Source organism: Caenispirillum bisanense (genome assembly GCF_900230255.1).
Taxonomy (GTDB): domain Bacteria; phylum Pseudomonadota; class Alphaproteobacteria; order Rhodospirillales; family Rhodospirillaceae; genus Caenispirillum; species Caenispirillum bisanense_A.
This window is the reverse complement of record NZ_OCNJ01000005.1, coordinates 191,868-210,507: the sequence shown is the minus strand read 5'-3', so window position 1 is coordinate 210,507 and position 18,640 is coordinate 191,868. Positions and strand designations below refer to the sequence as shown.

Genomic DNA, 18,640 nt, shown 5'->3' with positions numbered 1-18,640 from the left:
GCAGGAGTGATTTCGGCAAAGGCCGTTGCCCCCACTCAAGTACCGCCTCTGTATATCACCTTCGCCGCGGTGTGCGGAACACCTATTTTCCCCTTTGGTGGTGAAAAGCGTAGCGGAGGGAAGAGCACCCGCCGCCCGGAAAACCGCCGTTCCCACTCCCGCCGCGCCGGATTTGCGGCTATGCTCGGCGCGCAACCGCAACGGGAGTCCGTCCATGCGCCTGCTCGTGTCCCTGACCGCCGCCGCCGTCCTGCTGGCCGCCCCGACGGCGGCCGATGCCGAGACGCGGCAGGCCCGGCTGCTGCACGTCAACGACGTCTACGAGATCGCGCCGGATCGCGACGGGCTCGGCGGCTTCGGCCCGCTCGGCCGCCTGATCGCCGAGCGCGAGCCGGCCCTGGTCACCTTCGGCGGCGACCTGATCTCGCCCTCGGTGCTGTCGTCGCTGACCCGGGGCGCCCACATGGTGAGCCTGATGAACGCCATCGGCACCGACGCCGCGGTGGTCGGCAACCACGAGTTCGATTTCGGCCCCGAGGTCTTCGCCGACCGTCTGGGGGAGTCCGCCTTCCCCTGGCTCGCCGCCAACACGACCGGGATCGCCGGCGTGAAGGCGCGCGAGATCCGCGAGGTGGGCGGCGTCAAGGTCGGGCTGTTCGGCGTCGTCACGGCCGAGACCGCCACCTTGTCGAGCCCCGGCGCCGGCATCGCCTTTTCCGACCCTCTGGCTGCGGCAAAGGAGCAGGCGGCGGCGCTGCGGGCGGAGGGGGCGGAGGTGGTGGTGGCGCTCACCCACCTGACGCTGGAGGAAGATCTGGCGGTCGGCCGCCTCGACGGCATCGACGTGGTGCTCGGCGGTCACGATCACGAGCCCTGGGCGCACCACGACGGCGACACCCTGATCCTGAAGGCCGGCTACAACGCCCGCTTCCTGGCGGTCGTCGACCTGACGGTGGAGACGGGCGGCAAGCAGCCGGTGGTGACCGCCGGCTGGTCCATGGTGCCCGTCGGCGGGCCGGCGGACCCGGCGGTCGGGGCCAAGGTGGCTGCCTTCCAGCAGGAGCTGGACGGGGCGCTGGCGGCGCCGCTCGCCACCCTGGGGGCGGACCTCGACAGCCGGCGGTCGACGGTGCGCGGACGCGAGGCGGCCATCGGCAATCTCATCGCCGACGCCATGCGCGCGGCCACGGGCGCCGACGTCGCCCTGACCAACGGCGGCGGCATCCGCGGCGACCGCACCTATGCGAGCGGCGGCACGCTCACCCGCGGCGACGTGCTGGCGGAACTGCCCTTCGGCAACGTGGTCGAGGTCGTGCGCCTCACCGGCGCCCAGCTGCACGCCGCCCTGGAGCACGGGGTCTCGGCGGTGGAGCAGGGGGCGGGACGCTTCCCGCAGGTCTCCGGCCTGCGCCTGACCTACGACCCCGCCGCCCCGGCCGGCGAGCGGCTGCGCGAGGTGACGGTGGGGCAGGCGCCGCTGGACCCGGCCGCCACCTACACGGTCGCCGTCAACGACTACATCGGCCGCGGCGGCGACGGCTATGCCGTGCTGGCGGACGCGCCGCGCACGGTCACCGCCGAGGGCGCCCGTCTGCTGTCGACGGTGGTCATGGACGCGCTGGCGGCGGCGGGCACCGTGGCACCCGCCACCGACGGACGCATCACTGCGGCGCGGTGACGGCGCCGGCGTCGGGCACTTCGTCGGCGGCGTCGGTTTCGGCCTTGGTCTCCGTCTGCACCGGCTGCTCGGTCGGGTCGGCGCGACCCTGGCCGCGGGCGGTGCGCAGGTGCTCCACCAGGAAGGCGAGGGTGCGCGTCCACGACACCGCTGCCGCACCGGCGTCGTAGCGGGCGCCGGTCGGGTTGGCGAAGGCGTGGTCGGCGTCGTACCAGTACAGCTCCAGCGGCTGGCCGGCCTCGCGCATGCGCTCCTGGAAGGTGTTCACCATGGATTCGGTGATGTGCTGGTCCTTGGTGGCGAAGTGGCCGAGCACGGGGGCGTCGATCTTCTGCAGGTCGTCCACCGGCACGTCGACGTTGCCGTAATAGATGACGGCCGCGTCCACCGGCGCGTGGATGGCCGTGCGCAAGGCCCAGCCGCCGCCGAAGCACCAGCCGACCACGCCCACCTGCGACGACGTCTCCTGCCGCTTCTCCAGCCAGTCGACCCAGCCGGTCAGGGTGGCGATGGCCTGCTCGGGCTTCACGGCGCCGGTCAGCTCACGGGCGCGCTCGGGCGTCTCGGCCACCTCGCCGCCGAACAGGTCGACGGCCAGGGTGGCGAAGCCCTGCTGCGCCAGCTCCCGGGCGACCGACTTGATCTGGTCGTTGAGGCCCCACCACTCGTGGACGAGGATGACGCCGGGCACCGGGTCCTCGATGCGATCGGGCAGGGCGAGCGCCGCCTCGACGGTGCGCCCGTCGGCGGTGGGGAGGCTCACCTGCTGCAACTCGTCGGCCGCGGCGCGGGCGAGTCGCGGGTCGGCCAGCACGGCCGCCAGCGGCACGCCGGCGAGGCCCTTCATCACGGTACGGCGGGGGATCATGGGCGCAACGTCTCCTTCCTTCTTCCACGGGCGCCGAAGCGAACGCGCGAGGGGGCGGGGAAGATGCCGACGTGGGGGCGGCAGCGGCCGGTGTAAAGCCGGGGCGGCCGCGACGCGCGCAAACGAACGGGGCCGCCTCCTCGCGGAAGCGGCCCCGGTCGATCGCGGCGGAAACGCCGAAGGTGCTTACGCAGCGGACTGCGCGGCGGCCTTCTTGATGCGCTTCTTCAGCTTGCGGGCCTCGCTCGACAGCTTGGTGTCGGCGGTGGACAGCAGATAGGCGTCAATGCCGCCCCGGTGCTCGACAGTGCGCAGGCCGTGGGCGGACAGGCGCAGGCGGACCTGGCTCTTCAGGGCGTCGGACGTCATCGACGTGACCTGCAGGTTCGGGTCCCACGTGCGGCGGGTCTTGTTGTGAGCGTGGCTCACGTTGTTCCCGGTCATGACGCCCTTGCCGGTGATGGCACAACGACGGGGCATGGCCTTGTCCTTCTTCGATCTTTGAAAACTGGCGGAAAATCCGAAGGCCGGTTGTGTACCGGTGCCTCCGGGACGAGTCAAGGGGGAAAAGCCCGGTGCAAGGCGCGGGGCGGCGGAAAGCCGCCCCGCGCACCCGCAATCGGGGATCAGTTCTTGTCCTTGTCGACCAGGGCGTTCGCCTTGATCCACGGCATCATGCCGCGCAGACGCTCGCCGACTTCCTCGATGGGATGCTCGGCCCACAGGCGGCGGGTGGCCTTGAAGGACGGCTGGCCGGCCTTGCACTCGAGCATCCAGTCGCGGGTGAAGCGGCCGGTCTGGATGTCTTCCAGCACGCGCTTCATCTCGGCCTTGGTCTCGTCGGTCACGATGCGCGGACCGGTGACGTAGTCGCCGTATTCCGCCGTGTTGGAGATCGAGTAGCGCATGTTGGCCATGCCGCCCTCGTACATCAGGTCGACGATCAGCTTCACCTCGTGCAGGCACTCGAAGTAGGCCATTTCCGGGGCGTAGCCGGCTTCCACCAGCGTCTCGAAGCCGGCGGCGATCAGCTTGGTCAGGCCGCCGCACAGCACGGCCTGCTCGCCGAACAGGTCGGTTTCGCACTCTTCACGGAAGTTGGTCTCGATGATGCCCGAACGGCCGCCGCCGATGGCCGACGCATAGGACAGCGCCACTTCCATGGCGTTGCCGGAGGCGTTCTGCGCCACCGCCACGAGGCAGGGCACGCCGCCGCCGCGCTTGTATTCGGATCGGACGGTGTGGCCGGGGCCCTTCGGGGCGACCATGAACACGTCCAGGTCCTTGCGCGGCTCGATGAGCTTGAAGTGCACGTTCAGGCCGTGCGCGAAGGCGAGCGCGGCACCTTCCTTCATGTTGCCGTGCAGGTCGGCGTAGTACAGCTCGGCCTGCAGCTCGTCGGGGGTCAGGATCATGACGACGTCGGCCCACGCGGCGGCTTCCGCCGGGGTCATGACGGTCAGGCCTTCGCCTTCGGCCTTCTTGCGGGTGGCCGAGCCGGCCCGCAGGGCGACCGCGACGTCCTTGACGCCCGAATCGCGCAGGTTCAGCACGTGGGCGTGACCCTGCGAGCCGTAGCCCACCACGGCCACCTTCTTGCCCTTGATCAGGTTCACGTCGGCGTCGCGATCGTAGTAAACGCGCATTTGTCCAAATCCTTGATGCAGATCGTTGGTGTTGGTCTTGGTCTTGGTGGGTCGGCTCACAGAGCGCCGAGGCCGCGGGCGATGGCGGCCACGCCGGTGCGCGACACGTCGACGAGGCCGAGCGGCTCCATCAGCGCGATGAAGGCGTCGAGCTTCTCGGTCTTGCCGACGATTTCGAACACGAAGCTTTCGTTCGTGCTGTCGACCACATTCGCACGGAAGATGTCGGCGATGCGAAGGGATTCGACTCGTTTCTCGCCCGTTCCGACCACCTTGACCAGCGCCAGTTCGCGGGCGACGGCCGGGCCTTCGACCGTCAGGTCGCGCACTTTGTGGACGGGGACGAGGCGGCCGAGCTGCGCCTTGATCTGCTCGATCACCATGGGCGTGCCGCTGGTGACGAGCGTGATGCGCGACAGCTTCTCGGTCGGGTCGACCTGGGCGACGGTCAGGCTCTCGATGTTGTAGCCGCGGCCCGAGAACAGGCCGATGACGCGCGCCAGCACGCCGGATTCGTTGTCGACCAGCACGGCGATGGTGTGGGTCTTGATCTCTTCGTGGTCGTTGTTCGACACGGGTCGTGTCTCCCCCTCAGGGTCTCGCGGCGGGACCCCGGCGCCGTCGTGGGCGCCGGGGCGGTGCGAGTCGTTGATGCGTCGGATGCGGGTGGGGCGGCGGCCTCAGACGAGAACCTTGCCCTCGTCGGCGATGGCTTCCTTGCCGGTCTCCGGCGGGCCGAGCAGGATCTCGTTGTGCGGCGCGCCCGAGGGGATCATGGGGAAGCAGTTCTCCGACTGGTCGACGCGGCAGTCGAAGATGACCGGCTTGTCGATCTTGATCATCTCGAGGATGGCCGCGTCCAGGTTGTCGGCGTCCTCGCACACGATGCCGTGGGCGCCGAAGGCTTCCGCCAGCTTCACGAAGTCGGGCAGCGCCTCCGAATAGCTCTCGGAGTAGCGGCCGCCGTGCAGCAGTTCCTGCCACTGGCGCACCATGCCCATGTAGCGGTTGTTCAGGATGAACACCTTCACCGGCAGGCGGTACTGGATGGCGGTGCCCAGCTCCTGCATGTTCATCATGAAGCTGGCCTCGCCCGAGACGTCGACCACCAGGGCATCGGGATGGGCCATCTGCACGCCGATGGCGGCCGGGAAGCCGTAGCCCATGGTGCCGAGGCCGCCCGAGGTCATCCACTGGTTCGGTTTCTCGAACTTGTAGAACTGCGCCGCCCACATCTGGTGCTGGCCCACTTCCGTGGTGATGTAGGTCTCGCGGTCCTTGGTCAGCTCGTACAGGCGCTGGATGGCGTACTGCGGCTTGATGATCTTGCCTTCCTGGCGGTAGGCGAGGCAGTTCACCGCGCGCCAGTCCTCGATCTGCTTCCACCACGCCTTCAGCGCCTTGGCGTCGGGGCGCACCTGGCGGGCCTTGTAGAGCTTGATGAGGTCTTCGAGCACGTGGGCGACGTCGCCGATGATGGGCAGGTCGACGGCCACGTTCTTGTTGATGGAGCTGGGGTCGATGTCGATGTGGATCTTCTTCGAGCCCGGCGCGAAGGCATCCAGGCGCCCCGTCACGCGGTCGTCGAAGCGCGCCCCGATGCAGATCATCAGGTCGCAGCCGTGCATGGCGAGGTTGGCTTCATACGTGCCGTGCATGCCGAGCATGCCCAGGTGCTGCGGGTCGGAGGCCGGGTAGGCGCCGAGGCCCATGAGCGTCTGGGTGATGGGGAAGCCGGTCAGGCGCACCAGCTGGGTCAGCAGCTGGCAGGCGCCGGGGCCAGAGTTCACCACGCCGCCGCCCGTGTAGAAGATGGGCTTCTTGGCGGCGGCGATCATCTCGACGGCCTGCTCGATGGCGGCGCGGTCGCCCTTCACCTGCGGCTTGTAGGTGCGGTGCTTGACGCGCGACGGCGGAATGTACTCCGCCGGCTTCATCAGGATGTCCTTCGGCAGGTCGATGACCACCGGGCCGGGGCGGCCGCTGCGCGCCACGTGGAAGGCCTCATGCAGCACGCGGGCGAGGTCTTCGCTCTTCTTGACCAGGTAGTTGTGCTTGGTGCACGGCCGGGTGATGCCGGTGGTGTCGGCTTCCTGGAAGGCGTCGTTGCCGATCAGGTGGGTCGGCACCTGGCCGGTCAGGCAGACCACCGGGATGCTGTCCATCATGGCGTCGAGCAGGCCGGTGACGGCATTGGTGGCGCCGGGGCCGGAGGTCACCAGCACGCAGCCGACCTTGCCGGTGGAGCGCGCATAGCCTTCCGCCGCGTGCACCGCCGCCTGTTCGTGGCGCACCAGCACGTGCTTGATCTGGTTCTGCTTGAAGATCTCGTCGTAGATCGGAAGTACGGCGCCGCCCGGATAGCCGAAGATTACCTCGACGCCCTGTTCGGCCAAGGCCTTGAGGACGATCTGAGCTCCGTTCATGCGGTCCTGCGACATTTCTGCACCTGTCTTCCTATGACACGCGGGCACACCTCGGCGCCGCCGACACCTGTTTCTCCGGCGTCGGCGGACACAGCGTCCACCTCAGTTCGACCGTGGGGGTGCCGTCCGGCGCGCCGCGCCTGCCCCGGACCATTCCGGGGAAGCTGCACGGTATAGACTCGTCGTCAGGTGGTCAACAAAAAGCGGCGAATTATCTGAAAGGTTTTTGCGGCCACGCTTTCCGAAAATTGCGTATCCTGCTTCAGGTCCGCACGAAGCTGCCCACGGAACCACGTTCCTTGCCGCTTGGCATAATTCCGCGTCAGCTGTTGGGCGCGGGTCAGCGCCGACTCCAGGTCGGTCTCGCCGCGCAGGTGCGCCGCCAGCTCGGGCACGCCGAGCGCCTTCATCACCGGCTGGTCGGGCGGCAGGCCGAGGTCGAGCAGCGCCGCCACCTCGGCGAGCGCCGGGCCGTCGGTCACCATGGCGCGCAGGCGGGCGTCGCAGCGGGCGTAGAGCACCGGGCGCGGCGGCTCGATGTGGACGACGAAGGGGCGGAAGCGGATGGGCGCCGGCACCGGCGGCTGCGCCTGCCACCAGCCGATGGACCGGCCGGAGGCGCGCAGCACTTCCCAGGCGCGCAGGATGCGGGTGGTGTCGGCCGGTGCGAGGCGGGCCGCCGTCTCCGGGTCCTCCTGCGCCAGCCGGGCATGGAAGGCCGCGTGGCCGAGGCGGGCGAGGTCGGCCCTGGCTTCGGCGCGCACCGCGTCGGGCACCTCGGGCACCGGCGCGAATCCTTCCAGCAGCGCCTTGATGTAGAGGCCGGTGCCGCCGCACACGATGGGCAGGCGCCCAGCCTCCCACGCCGCCGCGATCTCGGGCACCGCCAGGTCGCGCCACATCACCGGCGAGCAGGCGACGGTGCCCGGCAGCACGCCATAGAGCCGATGCGGCGCGCGGGCTTCTTCCTCCGCGCTCGGGCGGGCGGTGAGGACCCGCAGCTCGCGGTAGACCTGCATGCTGTCGGCATTGACGATGGTGCCGGCGAATTCCTCGGCCAGCGCCAGGGCGAGGGCGGATTTGCCGCTGGCCGTCGGGCCGGCGACCACGACCAGCGGGGGCAGGGGGGAGTCGGGGTTCTCGGGGCTCATCATGCGCTTGCAGGCGACCGGGCTCGTCTTTATACGGAGGGCGCGGCGACCACGCCCCCACATGCCGGATGGAAAAGGGACCGGGCCATGGAAAACGTGCTGACGCTCATCACCGCTCCGGCCCGTGCGGACCTGGACGATAGCACGGTCCGCCCCGTGCGCGAGGCCCTGAAGGCGCTGGGCGGGCAGGTGGGATCGCCCGACTGGCTGGACGAGGGCGTCGCCTTCGACCTGCCGTTCGAGGACATCAGCCCCGACACCGCCGACGCCGCCGCCCGCAAGGCCCTGGCCGACGCCGGCGTGGCCTGCGACGTGGTGGCCCAGGGCGCCGAAGACCGCCGCAAGATGCTGCTCATCGCCGACATGGACAGCACCATCGTCACCGGCGAGACGCTGGACGAGCTGGCCGACTTCGCCGGCATCAAGGACGAGATCGCCGCCATCACCGCGCGCGCCATGAACGGCGAGCTGGACTTCAAGGAAGCCCTGCGCGAGCGCGTCGGCAAGCTGAAGGGCCTGCCCGTCGAGTCGCTGGAGCAGTGCTTCGCGCGGGTCGAGTACACCCCGGGCGCCGTCGAGCTGGTGCGCACCATGGCCGCCAACGGCGCCTACTGCGTGCTGGTGTCGGGCGGCTTCAAGTTCTTCACCGCCCGCGTCGGCGCCTTCTGCGGCTTCCACGAGGACCGCTCCAACGACTTCGTGCTCGACGGCGCGGTGCTGGCCGGCACGGTGGTGGAGCCCATCCTCGACCGCGACGCCAAGCTGGAAAGCCTCATCGCCCTGGCCGCCGAGCGCCGCCTGCCGCTGTCGCGCACGGTGGCCGTCGGCGACGGTGCCAACGACCTGCCCATGATCCGCGCCGCCGGCCTGGGCGTCGCCTTCCACGCCAAGCCGGTGGTGGCGGCGGAAGCGCGCGTGCGCATCGACCACGGCGACCTGACGGCCCTCCTCTATGCGCAGGGGTACCGCCGCAGCGAGTTCGTCGTATAAGGGACGACGCTGCGCACGCAGGAGGGGGAGCGCCGGCCATGGCCAAGTCGAAGACCGAGATCATCCACGACATCGAACAGCTGATCGTGCGCAACGGCGGCAAGTGGGGCGAGTGGTACGTCGGCATGTGCGCCGACCCCAAGACCCAGCTGGTCAGCCGTCACAACTTCAAGCAGGGCACCGACATCGGCGCCATCCGCACGGCCAATACCGAGATCCAGGCGCAGGAGGTGGTGGAGTTCTTCATGCGCACCCGCCGCACCAAGGGCCACGGCGACAGCTTCAACGCCGGCGACATCTACGTCTACGCCTACCGCATGAGCCGCCACACCAAGCCCTGAGGCTTCGGCGCGGCGCTTGGGTGAGGCACGTCGGCCTTGGCCGGCGGCGCGGGCGCGCGTTATGCTGCGCGCCCTTTGCGCCGGCCCCGCCACGGCAGACGCCGGCGCCGCACGGCCCACGATGGAGACGCCCCATGGACCTCGCCTTCACCGAATACGGCGATGCCGCCAAGCCGCCGGTGGTGATCGTTCACGGCCTCTACGGGTCGCGGAAGAACTGGGCGACCATCGCCAAGGGGCTGGCGGAAACCGCCCGCGTCTTCACCCTCGACCTGCGCAACCACGGCGACAGCCCGTGGGACGCCGCCATGGACTACCGCGACATGGCCGCCGACGTGCGCGCCTTCCTGGCTGCCCAGGGCCTGCTGGGCGAGGCGGTGGTGGTCGGCCATTCCATGGGCGGCAAGACGGCCATGACGCTGGCACTCATGGAGCCGGCGGCGGTGCGGCGGCTGGTGTCGGTGGACATGCCGCCGACGACCCTGTCGGCGCAGACGGTGGGCTATGCCAAGATCATGCTCGACGTCGACCTCGCCGGCTGCGCCCGCCGCGCCGACGTCGACCGGGCGCTGGCCGCCCAGGTGCCGGACCAGATGGTGCGCCTGTTCCTGCTGCAGAGCCTGGAAAGCGTCGACGGCGGCTTCCGCTGGAAGCTCAACCTGCCGGCCATCCTCGACCAGTGGACACAGATCGCCGACTTCCCGGTCGCCGACCGCACCTACGACGGCCCGACGCTGTTCCTGTCCGGCGCCAAGTCCGACTACGTGCGGCCGGAGCACGAGGCGGAGATCCGCCGCCTGTTCCCGCAGGCGCGCCTGGAGACGGTGCCCGACGCCGGCCACTGGGTGCACGCCGAGCAGCCGCAGGCGGTGATCGCCGCCCTCGCCGCCGAGGCGGCGGCCTGAAGCCATCGCCCGGCGCTCGGATCCATCCGGTGACGCGCCCGCCGCGTCGCCGGATGAACGGCGCAAGTGCGCCGTGCGCCCCCTGGCGCGTGAGCCGAGGGTGCGACGCGCCCGCCCGGCGCCAGAGGCCATCAACGTCAACCCTTCCTTGCCGCCCGTCGGCGGACACGCTAAATCGTTGGCAGAACGCCCATCCCTTCACGCACCGGAAGGAGCCGCCCCCGTGTCCGAACTGCTGGAACAGGCCGTCACGGCCGAACTGATCGACTCCCTGCGGGCGGTGGTCGGCGACAAGGGTATCCTCGTCGACGCGGGCGACATGGCGCCCTTCCTGGCCGAGGAACGCGGCCTGTTCGTCGGCAAGGCGCTGGCCGTGGTGAAGCCCGCCAGCACCGCCGAGGTGGCCGAGGTCGTGCGCCTGTGCGCCGATGCCGGCGTGCCGCTGGTGCCGCAGGGCGGCAACACCGGCCTGGTCGGCGGCAACGTGCCCTTCGAGCACGGCCGCGAGATCGTGCTGAACACCTCGCGCCTCAACCGCATCCGCGCCGTCGATCCGGTGAACTTCACCATGACCGTCGAGGCCGGCGTGGTGCTGGAAACCATCCAGCACGCGGCGTCGGAAGCCGGCTGCCTGTTCCCGCTGGCGCTCGGCGCGCAAGGGTCCTGCCAGATCGGCGGCAACATCTCGTCCAACGCCGGCGGCGTGAACGTGCTGAAGTACGGCAACACCCGCGAACTGGTGCTCGGCCTGGAAGTGGTGCTGCCCGACGGCACCATCTGGAACGGCATGAAGGCGCTCGGCAAGGACAACACGGGCTATGCCCTCAAGCACCTGTTCATCGGCGGCGAGGGCACGCTCGGCATCATCACCGCCGCCGTGCTGAAGCTGTTCCCGAAGCCGGTGGAGCAGCAGACGGCGCTGTGCGCCCTCGACGACATCGCCGCCGTCACCAAGGTGTTGAGCCGCGCCCGCGCCCTGTCCGGCGACGCCGTCACCGCCTTCGAGCTGATCGGCCGCTTCGGCATGGAGATCGCCGTCAAGCACCTGGACGGAGTGTCCGACCCGTTCGAGGCGCCGCACCCGTGGTACGTGCTGGTGGAGTTCTCCAGCTCCCGCCCCGACTCCGACCTCCGCGGCGCCTTCGAGACGTTCCTCGAGGCCGCCTTCGAGGAAGGCCTCATCGCCGACGCCGTGGTCGCCGAGAGCCTCGACCAGGGCAAGATGTTCTGGCGCCTGCGCGAGGGCCTGCCGGAGGCGCAGAAGCACGAAGGCGCCTCCATCAAGCACGACGTCGCCGTGCCCATCAGCCGCGTGCCCGAATTCCTCGATCGCGCCACGGCGGCGGTGGAAGCGGCGCTGCCGGGCATCCGCCCGTGCCCCTTCGGCCACGTCGGCGACGGCAACATCCACTACAACCTCACCCAGCCCGAAGGCATGGACAAGGCCGAGTATCTGGCCCTGTGGGAGGACATGAACCGCATCGTCCACGACATCATCGTTGACATGGAAGGCTCCATCTCCGCCGAGCACGGAGTCGGCCGCCTGAAGGTGGACGAGATCGTCCACTACAAGCAGCCGGTGGAGATCGACCTCATGCGGCGCATCAAGCAGGCGCTCGACCCCAAGGGTCTGATGAACCCGGGCAAGGTGGTGCGCCTCTAGATCCGGCGGGACGGGCCGCCTCCTCCGGTGGGGGCGGCCCGTGCTTTTCGGCTGGCGGCACCTCCACTTTCGCGCTTGAGCGGGGGGTGCTGCTCGGGCGTTTCCTGTGCATGACTCTGCCAGACCGCCCCGTCCTGCCCGACGCACCCCCGCCTTCCGAGGACTCCCTGTCGTCGCCGCGCCGGAGGGTGAGCTGGTGGCGCGCCTCGGTGATCGGGCTGTTCGTCATCGCCTGCTTCGCGACGCTCTACTTCGCCGCTACCCTGTTCATTCCCATCGCGCTCGCCATCCTGCTGAGCCTGCTGCTGACGCCGCTGGTGCGGCGGCTGGCACGCATCGGCGTGCCGCGCGCCGTCGGGGCGGCGCTGGCGGTGCTGCTGCTGCTGTCGGTCATCGGCGGTGCCGGCACCATGCTGGCCGGGCCGGCCGCCGGGTGGCTCGACCGGGCGCCGGTGAACATGGCCATCCTGCGCCTGCGCCTGAAGGAGTTGCAGACACCGCTCGACGACGTGCGCAAGGCGGTGGCGCAGATGGAGCAGGCGGCATCGGGCGGCGAAAACCGCGACGTCGACCAGCCGCAGACCGTCATCGTCCGCAGCGAGGGCGTGGTCGATACCCTGATGTCCGGCACCGGCACGGTGGTGGCGCAGTTCGCCCTGACGCTGGTGCTGCTGTATTTTCTGCTGGCCGGCGGCGACCTGTTCCTGCGTAAGAGCCTGCGCCTTGCCAAGCGGCGCGGCCAGCGCAAGCGGACGGTGGAGATTTTCCGGCGGGCGGAGACCGACATCTCCACCTACCTCGTCACCATCACCCTCATCAACGTCGGGCTCGGGGTGTTCACCGGGCTTGCCATGTGGGCCTACGGGCTGCCCAACGCCATCCTGTGGGGATCGTTGGCGGCGGTGCTGAACTTCGTGCCGTTCCTCGGGGCGCTGGCGACCATGGTGGTGATCGGGTTGGTGTCCTTCATCACCTTCGACCAGATCGGCTATGCCCTGCTGCCGCCCATCACCTTCTATGCCCTGACGGCCATCGAGGGGCAGTTCGTGACGCCCTCGGTGCTGGGCAAGCGGCTGACGCTGAACCCGGTCGCGGTGTTCCTGGCGCTCATGGTGTGGGGCTGGATGTGGGGCATTCCCGGCATGCTGCTGGCCGTGCCCATGCTGGCGACCTTCAAGATTTTCTGCGACAACATCCCCCGCCTCGCCACCATCGGCGCTCTGCTCGACCGGCGGTGAGGCGGCCCCCGCCGCTGTCGCCTGCCGTCCGAGCCCATGACCCTCCTCGTCGTCGCCGTCTTCGTGCTCACCTACCTCGGCATGGCCGCCGGCCGCTGGCCGGGGCTGGCGGTGGACCGCACCGGCATCGCCCTGCTCGGTGCGCTCGTGGTGGTGCTGGCGGGCGCCGTCCCGGCGGCGGAGGTGCAGGCGGCCATCGACTGGCCGACCCTGGTCATCCTGTTCGGCCTCATGATCCTGTCGGCGCAGGCGGCGCAGGCGGGGCTCTACGACTGGTGCGCCCGCCGCATCGCGGTGGCCGAGGCGGCGCCGGAACGCCTGCTGGCCCTGCTGGTGGTGACGGCGGGCGGCCTGTCCATGGTACTGGCCAACGACGTGGTGGTCTTCGCCATGACGCCCATGCTGTGCGCCGGCCTGACCGGCCGCGGGCTGGATGCGCGGCCGTTCCTCATCGGGCTGGCCGGCGCGGCCAACGCGGGCTCGGCGGCGACGCTCATCGGCAATCCGCAGAACATCCTCATCGGCCAGGTGGGCGGGCTCGACTTCTGGGCTTTCGTGGCGGCCTGCGGCGTGCCGGCGCTCATCGGCCTCGCCTGCGTGCATGTGGTGGTGAGCCGGCTGTGGCGCGGGCGGTGGCATCTGGCGCAAGCCGGCGCCCTACCGCCGGTGCCCGAGGTCGACCGGGGCGCCCTGTGGAAGGCGGCGGCGGCGGCGCTGCTGCTGCTCGGCCTGTTCTCGGCGCCGCTGCCGCACACCACCGGCGTGCTGCTGGTCGCCGGCCTGCTGCTGGTGAGCCGCCGCATGGCGACGCGCACCATGCTGGGGATGGTCGACTGGCACCTGCTGGTGCTGTTCGCCGGCCTGTTCGTGGTCACCAAGGCACTGGCGCTCACCGGTCTGCCGGCGCAGGGCGTGGCGGCGCTGGCCGAGGCCGGGCTGGTGCCCGACCGCCTGAGCGTTCTGCTGCCGCTGTCGCTGGTCGGCAGCAACACCATCGGCAACGTGCCGCTGGTCATGCTGCTGCTGGCGGTGTGGCCCGATCTGGCGCCGGGCACCCTCTACGGTCTCGCCGCCCTGTCGACGCTGGCCGGCAACCTGCTGGTGGTCGGCAGCCTCGCCAACATCATCACCGTGGAGCGGGCGCGGGCGGCGGGCGTGACCCTGTCCTTCGCCGACCATGCCCGCTGCGGCGTGCCCATGACGCTGCTGTCCCTTGCCGGCGCCGCGCTGTGGCTGTGGCTGGCGGGCTATCTCGCCGTTTAGATTTTCTCGCGCCACAGGATCGCCCGGCGGCCCTATCCTGCCGTCACACCGACCGGAGACCCGACCCCATGCGCCAGTACCGCTTCCTCACCTGCGACGTCTTCACCGACACCGCCTTCGGCGGCAACCCGCTGGCCGTGGTGCCCGATGCGGCGGGGCTCGACGACCGGCTGATGCAGACCATCGCCGCCGAGTTCAACCTGTCGGAGACCATCTTCGTCCTGCCGCCGGCCGACCCCGCACACACGGCGGCGGTGCGCATCTTCACACCGGCCATGGAACTGCCCTTCGCCGGCCACCCGACCGTGGGCTGCGCCCTGGCGCTGGCCGCCCTCGGCCGTGCCGAGCCGGGCGGCTCGCTGGTGCTGGAGGAGACGGTGGGGCCGGTGCCGGTCACGCTCGGGCAGGACGAGACGGGCCGGCCGCTCGCCACCTTCACCGCCCCGCGCCTGCCGGTGCTGTCGACCGAGGGCCTGCCGCCGGCGCCGGTGCTCGCCCGCCTGCTGGGGCTGGAGGCGGGCGAGGTGGTGACGCGCGAGCCGCTGTCGCCAGCGATCTGCTCGGCCGGCGTGCCGTTCTGCGTCGTGCCGGTGACGCCGCAGGCCATGGGCCGCATCCGCCTCGACCGCGCCGTGTGGGAGGAGCACCTGAAGGACGGCCCGGCGCCGCACGTCTACGTCGTCGCGCTGGACGATCCGCAGCGGCCGGAAGGCTTACGTGCCCGCATGTTCGCCCCCGCCATGGGCATCGCCGAAGACCCCGCCACCGGCGGCGCGGCGGCGGCGGTGGCGGCCTGGATCGACCGCCTGCGCCCGGCGCTCGGCGACGACACCCTCGACGTCGCCATCACCCAGGGCGTCGAGATGGGCCGCCCGAGCACGCTGCGCCTCGCCCTCGACCGCCGCGGCGGCGACCTGGCGGCGGTGCGCATCGGCGGCACGGCGGTGATGATCTCCGACGGCACGCTGGCCGTTCCCGACTGACGCGATGGGGCCGTTTGGCGGCCCGCGAACGGGACGGTTGCGGCGGGCGCAACGTCGTACAAGACCCCGCGGCGATGGTCGGGCATTCTGCCGCTCCTGATAAGGAGAAGAGCCGTGCGTTTCGCAGACTCCTATGCGCCTCGCGCCCTGTGGGAGGGCGCCCGCGACAACCTGGGCATCGGCGTCGCCGTCACCGGATACGGCGCCGTGTTCGGCGTATTGGCTGCCGGCAAGGGCATTTCGCTGGCCGCCATGGAGGCCATGAACCTCTTCATCTTTGCCGGCGCCGCGCAGTTCGTCATGGTCGAGATGTGGCACCCGACCGCGCTGGCGGCCGAGATCGTGCTCGCCGCCCTCATCGTGAACCTGCGCTACCTGCTCATCGGCGCCAGCCTGCGGCCGTTGTTCGAGGGCCGCCCGCTGGGCCACAAGGCCGTCGGCATCCATCTGGTGGCCGACGAGAACTGGGCGGTGACCATGAACGGCCTCGCCCGCCGCCCCGACCTGACGCCCGCCCACCTGCTCGGCGGCGGCTTGTGCCTGGCGGGGTTCTGGCACGCCGCCAGCATCGCCGGCCATGCCCTCGGCGGCTTCCTGCCGGCGCCCGAGGTGCTCGGCCTCGACTTCGCCTTCACGGCGGTGTTCCTGGCGCTCGCCCTCGGCCTGTGGAAGGGCAGGGACGACCTGCTGCCGTGGATCGTCACCGGCGCCACCGCCTGGGCCGCCTCGGAGCTGCTGCCCGGCAAGTGGTACGTGCTGATCGCCGCCGCCGCGGGCTTCGCCGTCACCGTCGCCCTGCATGCCCGCCGCGAGTCGCTGAAGGAGTGCCGCGCCGATGCCTGAGCTGCTGACCGATCCGCTGGTGCTCGCCATCGCCGGCGTCGCCCTCGGCACCTACGCCCTGCGCCTGGGCGGCCTGCTGCTGGCCGGCCGCCTGCCCAAGGACGGCCCCGTCGCCGCCGGCCTGGAGCGCCTGCCGGGCATCGTCCTGCTGGCCCTGGTGGTGCCGGCGGTGACGCAATTGGGCGTGCTGGGCGCAGCGGCCGCCGCCGCCACGGGCGCCGCCGCCCTCCTGACCAGGAGCCCCCTGCTCGCCATGGTGATCGGCGCCGGGGTCGTGGCGGGGGCGCGGGCGTTCGGGTGGGCGTGAGGGTGGGGTAACCACCAAGACACCAAGACACCAAGGCGTCCTCGCAAGCGGCGCCGATGAGCTTCAGCGTGACCGCTCGCACGAGTGAATCGATTTGATTTGCGGGGCGTTACGTCGCGCCGTGTGAGTAGAGCGCCGCCCTCTTGGTGTCTTTGTGTCTTGGTGGTTCGAAAAGCGGGTCAGCCCCCCGCTTCCTCGGGCGTCTTGGCGCTGATCTGGAGGGCGTGGATGCGTTCCGCCAGTTCTTCCTTCAGCACGTCGAACACCAGTCGCTGGCGCGCGACCCGGTTCTGCCCGGCGAAGGACGCCGAGACGATCTCGACGCGGAAGTGGGTCTCGCCCTGGCCGTCGATGGGCGCATGGCCGTCGCCGGCGCCGCGGTCTTTCAGGGCGGCGATGCGGTCGGCGTGGCCGGCGTGGCGGTGGCTGTCGTCGTGGATGACGAGGCGCGCCGGCGCGAAGGCCTGCGTCAGCTTGGTTTCCATGCGCTCGCGGATGGTCGGCATCGGCGGTCTGTCCCCTGGCGTGTCGAGGGCCCGAGGGTGGGGCGGCGCCGGCCGTTCGTCAAGGGTCGGGCGGCCGTTTTGGGCGGTTGCCTGAATGCCGCCACACCCGCATATTGTCGCGATGAACGGACGTAGACACTCCAGTTCCCCCTTCGGCCGCGGGCAGCAGCAACAGCCCGGCGTCACGGCGCATACCTGCGCCTGGCCCGGCTGCCACGAGCCGGCCGAACACAAGGCTCCGCGGGATCGCACCCTGCGGGACTACGACTGGTATTGCCTGGAACACGTCCGCCAGTTCAATCGCAACTGGAACTACTACGCCCAGATGAACGAGGACGAGGTCGAGGCCTCGGTGCGCGCCGACACCACCTGGCAGCGCCCGAGCTGGAAGCTCGGCCACATCCACCGCAATCTGGAGAATTCCACCGCCGCCTATCGCGCCTTCCGTGCCGGGCGGGTGCGCGACACCTTCCGATTCTTCGACGAGGAAACGGACGCCCACGCCCGCGAGCAGCGTTACAACAGGGAATACGCCAACGGTCGCCCGCAGCGCGGCAGCGACCCGGACAAGGCGCTCCGCGTCATGGACCTGGAGTGGCCCTTGACCAAGGAGGCCCTGAAAGCGCGATACAAGGAGCTGGTCAAACGCTACCATCCGGACCTCAATCCGGGCGACAAGGCGGCGGAAGACAAGTTCAAGGCCGTCAACCAGGCCTACCGCACCCTGCTCGGCAGCGTCTCCGCCTGACGGCGGCGGCAGCGCGCTCCGGGCCACCGCAACGACGACGACAGTTTTCAGCTGAAAAGGCTTCGAGGAGGATCATGGAGGTCGGCGCCAACATCCCGACGGGCACCCCGGACACCGAGATTTCGGTGCGCGAGGTGTTCGGACTCGACACGGACATGACCGTTCCCGCCTTCAAGGACGGCAGCGAGTACGTGCCCGATCGCGATCCGAACTACCTGTTCGACCGCGACACCACGCTCGCCATCCTGGCCGGGTTCAAGTTCAACCGCCGCGTGATGATCCAGGGCTACCACGGCACCGGCAAGTCGACGCACATCGAGCAGGTGGCGTCGCGGCTGAACTGGCCGTGCATCCGCATCAACCTCGACAGCCACGTCAGCCGCATCGACCTGATCGGCAAGGACGCCATCGTGCTGCGCGACGGCCAGCAGGTGACCGAGTTCCGCGAGGGCATCCTGCCGTGGGCCCTGCAGCACGCCTGCGCGCTCGTGTTCGACGAATACGACGCCGGCCGCCCGGACGTGATGTTCGTCATCCAGCGCGTGTTGGAAGTGGAAGGCAAGCTGACGCTGCTCGACCAGAACCGCGTCATCCGCCCGCACCCCGGCTTCCGCCTGTTCGCCACGGCCAACACCATCGGCCTCGGCGACACCACGGGCCTGTATCACGGCACGCAGCAGATCAACCAGGGCCAGATGGACCGCTGGAACATCGTCGCCACGCTCAACTATCTGGAGCATGACGCCGAGGCCGACATCGTCCTGAAGAAGCGCCCCGAGTTCGACACCACCGACGGCCGACAGACCATCTCGGCCATGGTGGCGGTGGCCGACATGACCCGCGCCGGCTTCATCAACGGCGACATTTCCACCGTCATGAGCCCGCGCACGGTGCTGACCTGGGCCGAGAACGCCCAGATCTTCGGCGACGTCGCCTTCGCCTTCCGTCTCACGTTCCTCAACAAGTGCGACGAGACGGAGCGGCCGGTGATCGCCGAGTACTACCAGCGCTGCTTCGGCGAGGATCTGCCCGAGGCCCCGGCCCGCGCCGTCGCCGTCTGAAGGCGCCCGACATCGGAGCAAGC

19 protein-coding genes are annotated in these 18,640 nt (G+C 70.2%); 12 read left to right on the top strand and 7 right to left on the bottom strand.

The annotated features are described in order from the left end of the window. Nucleotides 1–214: 214 nt before the first annotated feature. Nucleotides 215–1,678 (top strand): bifunctional metallophosphatase/5'-nucleotidase, encoded by a 1,464-nt coding sequence (locus CRP50_RS12910; RefSeq protein ID WP_097279584.1) that lies wholly within the window; start codon nt 215–217, stop codon nt 1,676–1,678. On the opposite strand, the gene CRP50_RS12905 is transcribed toward CRP50_RS12910, so the two are convergent. The 6 genes from CRP50_RS12905 to miaA form a co-directional block, all read right to left on the bottom strand. Beyond that, nucleotides 1,662–2,546, bottom strand: coding sequence for a dienelactone hydrolase family protein (locus CRP50_RS12905; RefSeq protein WP_097279583.1), 885 nt, complete (start codon nt 2,544–2,546; stop codon nt 1,662–1,664). The two genes, CRP50_RS12910 and CRP50_RS12905, sit on opposite strands and share 17 nt — an antisense overlap. Before the next feature lie 186 nt (nt 2,547–2,732). Then, a complete protein-coding gene (rpmB, locus tag CRP50_RS12900) occupies nt 2,733–3,026 on the bottom strand; it encodes a 50S ribosomal protein L28 (RefSeq protein WP_097279582.1) in 294 nt (97 codons plus the stop codon). A 146-nt stretch (nt 3,027–3,172) separates the two neighbouring features. After that, a complete protein-coding gene (ilvC, locus tag CRP50_RS12895) occupies nt 3,173–4,192 on the bottom strand; it encodes a ketol-acid reductoisomerase (protein WP_097279581.1) in 1,020 nt (339 codons plus the stop codon). Nucleotides 4,193–4,248: 56 nt separating this feature from the next. Continuing rightward, on the bottom strand, nt 4,249–4,767 hold the full coding sequence (ilvN, locus tag CRP50_RS12890; protein ID WP_097279580.1) for an acetolactate synthase small subunit: 519 nt from the start codon (nt 4,765–4,767) through the stop codon (nt 4,249–4,251). Nucleotides 4,768–4,872: 105 nt separating this feature from the next. Next, complete coding sequence (locus tag CRP50_RS12885; RefSeq protein ID WP_097279579.1) at nt 4,873–6,633, bottom strand: acetolactate synthase 3 large subunit; 1,761 nt, start codon at nt 6,631–6,633, stop codon at nt 4,873–4,875. Between the two features lie 170 nt (nt 6,634–6,803). Next, nucleotides 6,804–7,772, bottom strand: coding sequence for a tRNA (adenosine(37)-N6)-dimethylallyltransferase MiaA (miaA, locus tag CRP50_RS12880; protein WP_097279578.1), 969 nt, complete (start codon nt 7,770–7,772; stop codon nt 6,804–6,806). Between the two features lie 84 nt (nt 7,773–7,856). Here miaA and serB point away from each other — a divergent pair, with 84 nt between their 5' ends. The 9 genes from serB to CRP50_RS12835 all read left to right on the top strand — a co-directional run bounded on the left by serB (nt 7,857) and on the right by CRP50_RS12835 (nt 16,302). Further along, the gene (gene serB / locus CRP50_RS12875; RefSeq protein ID WP_097279577.1) at nt 7,857–8,759 is read left to right on the top strand and encodes a phosphoserine phosphatase SerB; all 903 of its coding nucleotides are present in this window, start codon (nt 7,857–7,859) and stop codon (nt 8,757–8,759) included. 38 nt (nt 8,760–8,797) lie between these two features. Then, the gene (locus CRP50_RS12870; protein ID WP_097279576.1) at nt 8,798–9,100 is read left to right on the top strand and encodes a hypothetical protein; all 303 of its coding nucleotides are present in this window, start codon (nt 8,798–8,800) and stop codon (nt 9,098–9,100) included. A gap of 134 nt (nt 9,101–9,234) precedes the next feature. Then, entirely contained in the window at nt 9,235–10,005 is a 771-nt protein-coding gene (locus CRP50_RS12865; protein ID WP_097279575.1) for an alpha/beta fold hydrolase, read from the top strand. A 223-nt stretch (nt 10,006–10,228) separates the two neighbouring features. Continuing rightward, nucleotides 10,229–11,668, top strand: a complete 1,440-nt coding sequence (locus tag CRP50_RS12860; protein ID WP_097279574.1) for an FAD-binding oxidoreductase — start codon at nt 10,229–10,231, stop codon at nt 11,666–11,668. A gap of 188 nt (nt 11,669–11,856) precedes the next feature. After that, the gene (locus CRP50_RS12855; protein ID WP_176525151.1) at nt 11,857–12,906 is read left to right on the top strand and encodes an AI-2E family transporter; all 1,050 of its coding nucleotides are present in this window, start codon (nt 11,857–11,859) and stop codon (nt 12,904–12,906) included. Between the two features lie 36 nt (nt 12,907–12,942). Beyond that, nucleotides 12,943–14,169 (top strand): SLC13 family permease, encoded by a 1,227-nt coding sequence (locus CRP50_RS12850; protein WP_097279572.1) that lies wholly within the window; start codon nt 12,943–12,945, stop codon nt 14,167–14,169. Between the two features lie 68 nt (nt 14,170–14,237). Continuing rightward, the gene (locus tag CRP50_RS12845) at nt 14,238–15,152 is read left to right on the top strand and encodes a PhzF family phenazine biosynthesis protein (protein ID WP_097279571.1); all 915 of its coding nucleotides are present in this window, start codon (nt 14,238–14,240) and stop codon (nt 15,150–15,152) included. A gap of 114 nt (nt 15,153–15,266) precedes the next feature. Then, nucleotides 15,267–15,995: an AzlC family ABC transporter permease gene (locus tag CRP50_RS12840; RefSeq protein WP_176525150.1), complete on the top strand. Its 729-nt coding sequence runs from the start codon at nt 15,267–15,269 to the stop codon at nt 15,993–15,995. After that, the gene (locus CRP50_RS12835) at nt 15,988–16,302 is read left to right on the top strand and encodes an AzlD domain-containing protein (protein WP_097279569.1); all 315 of its coding nucleotides are present in this window, start codon (nt 15,988–15,990) and stop codon (nt 16,300–16,302) included. Before CRP50_RS12840 ends, CRP50_RS12835 begins: the two co-directional genes overlap by 8 nt. 179 nt (nt 16,303–16,481) lie before the next feature. Here CRP50_RS12835 and CRP50_RS12830 read toward each other — a convergent pair whose 3' ends face one another. Then, nucleotides 16,482–16,808, bottom strand: a complete 327-nt coding sequence (locus tag CRP50_RS12830; protein WP_097279568.1) for a BolA family protein — start codon at nt 16,806–16,808, stop codon at nt 16,482–16,484. Between the two features lie 121 nt (nt 16,809–16,929). On the opposite strand from CRP50_RS12830, the gene CRP50_RS12825 reads away from it, so the two are divergent. Further along, on the top strand, nt 16,930–17,556 hold the full coding sequence (locus tag CRP50_RS12825; RefSeq protein WP_176525149.1) for a J domain-containing protein: 627 nt from the start codon (nt 16,930–16,932) through the stop codon (nt 17,554–17,556). Between the two features lie 74 nt (nt 17,557–17,630). Continuing rightward, nucleotides 17,631–18,617 (top strand): cobaltochelatase subunit CobS, encoded by a 987-nt coding sequence (gene cobS, locus CRP50_RS12820; RefSeq protein ID WP_097279566.1) that lies wholly within the window; start codon nt 17,631–17,633, stop codon nt 18,615–18,617. Nucleotides 18,618–18,640 lie beyond the last annotated feature (23 nt).

Excerpts from the sequence above, each read along its gene's own strand:
- CRP50_RS12910 (WP_097279584.1), top strand. The coding sequence starts at position 215 with ATGCGCCTGCTCGTGTCCCTGACCGCCGCCGCCGTCCTGCTGGCCGCC.
- CRP50_RS12905 (WP_097279583.1), bottom strand. The coding sequence starts at position 2,546 with ATGATCCCCCGCCGTACCGTGATGAAGGGCCTCGCCGGCGTGCCGCTG.
- rpmB (WP_097279582.1), bottom strand. The coding sequence starts at position 3,026 with ATGCCCCGTCGTTGTGCCATCACCGGCAAGGGCGTCATGACCGGGAAC.
- ilvC (WP_097279581.1), bottom strand. The coding sequence starts at position 4,192 with ATGCGCGTTTACTACGATCGCGACGCCGACGTGAACCTGATCAAGGGC.
- CRP50_RS12885 (WP_097279579.1), bottom strand. The coding sequence starts at position 6,633 with ATGTCGCAGGACCGCATGAACGGAGCTCAGATCGTCCTCAAGGCCTTG.
- miaA (WP_097279578.1), bottom strand. The coding sequence starts at position 7,772 with ATGATGAGCCCCGAGAACCCCGACTCCCCCCTGCCCCCGCTGGTCGTG.
- serB (WP_097279577.1), top strand. The coding sequence starts at position 7,857 with ATGGAAAACGTGCTGACGCTCATCACCGCTCCGGCCCGTGCGGACCTG.
- CRP50_RS12870 (WP_097279576.1), top strand. The coding sequence starts at position 8,798 with ATGGCCAAGTCGAAGACCGAGATCATCCACGACATCGAACAGCTGATC.
- CRP50_RS12865 (WP_097279575.1), top strand. The coding sequence starts at position 9,235 with ATGGACCTCGCCTTCACCGAATACGGCGATGCCGCCAAGCCGCCGGTG.
- CRP50_RS12850 (WP_097279572.1), top strand. The coding sequence starts at position 12,943 with ATGACCCTCCTCGTCGTCGCCGTCTTCGTGCTCACCTACCTCGGCATG.
- CRP50_RS12845 (WP_097279571.1), top strand. The coding sequence starts at position 14,238 with ATGCGCCAGTACCGCTTCCTCACCTGCGACGTCTTCACCGACACCGCC.
- CRP50_RS12835 (WP_097279569.1), top strand. The coding sequence starts at position 15,988 with ATGCCTGAGCTGCTGACCGATCCGCTGGTGCTCGCCATCGCCGGCGTC.
- CRP50_RS12830 (WP_097279568.1), bottom strand. The coding sequence starts at position 16,808 with ATGCCGACCATCCGCGAGCGCATGGAAACCAAGCTGACGCAGGCCTTC.
- CRP50_RS12825 (WP_176525149.1), top strand. The coding sequence starts at position 16,930 with ATGAACGGACGTAGACACTCCAGTTCCCCCTTCGGCCGCGGGCAGCAG.
- cobS (WP_097279566.1), top strand. The coding sequence starts at position 17,631 with ATGGAGGTCGGCGCCAACATCCCGACGGGCACCCCGGACACCGAGATT.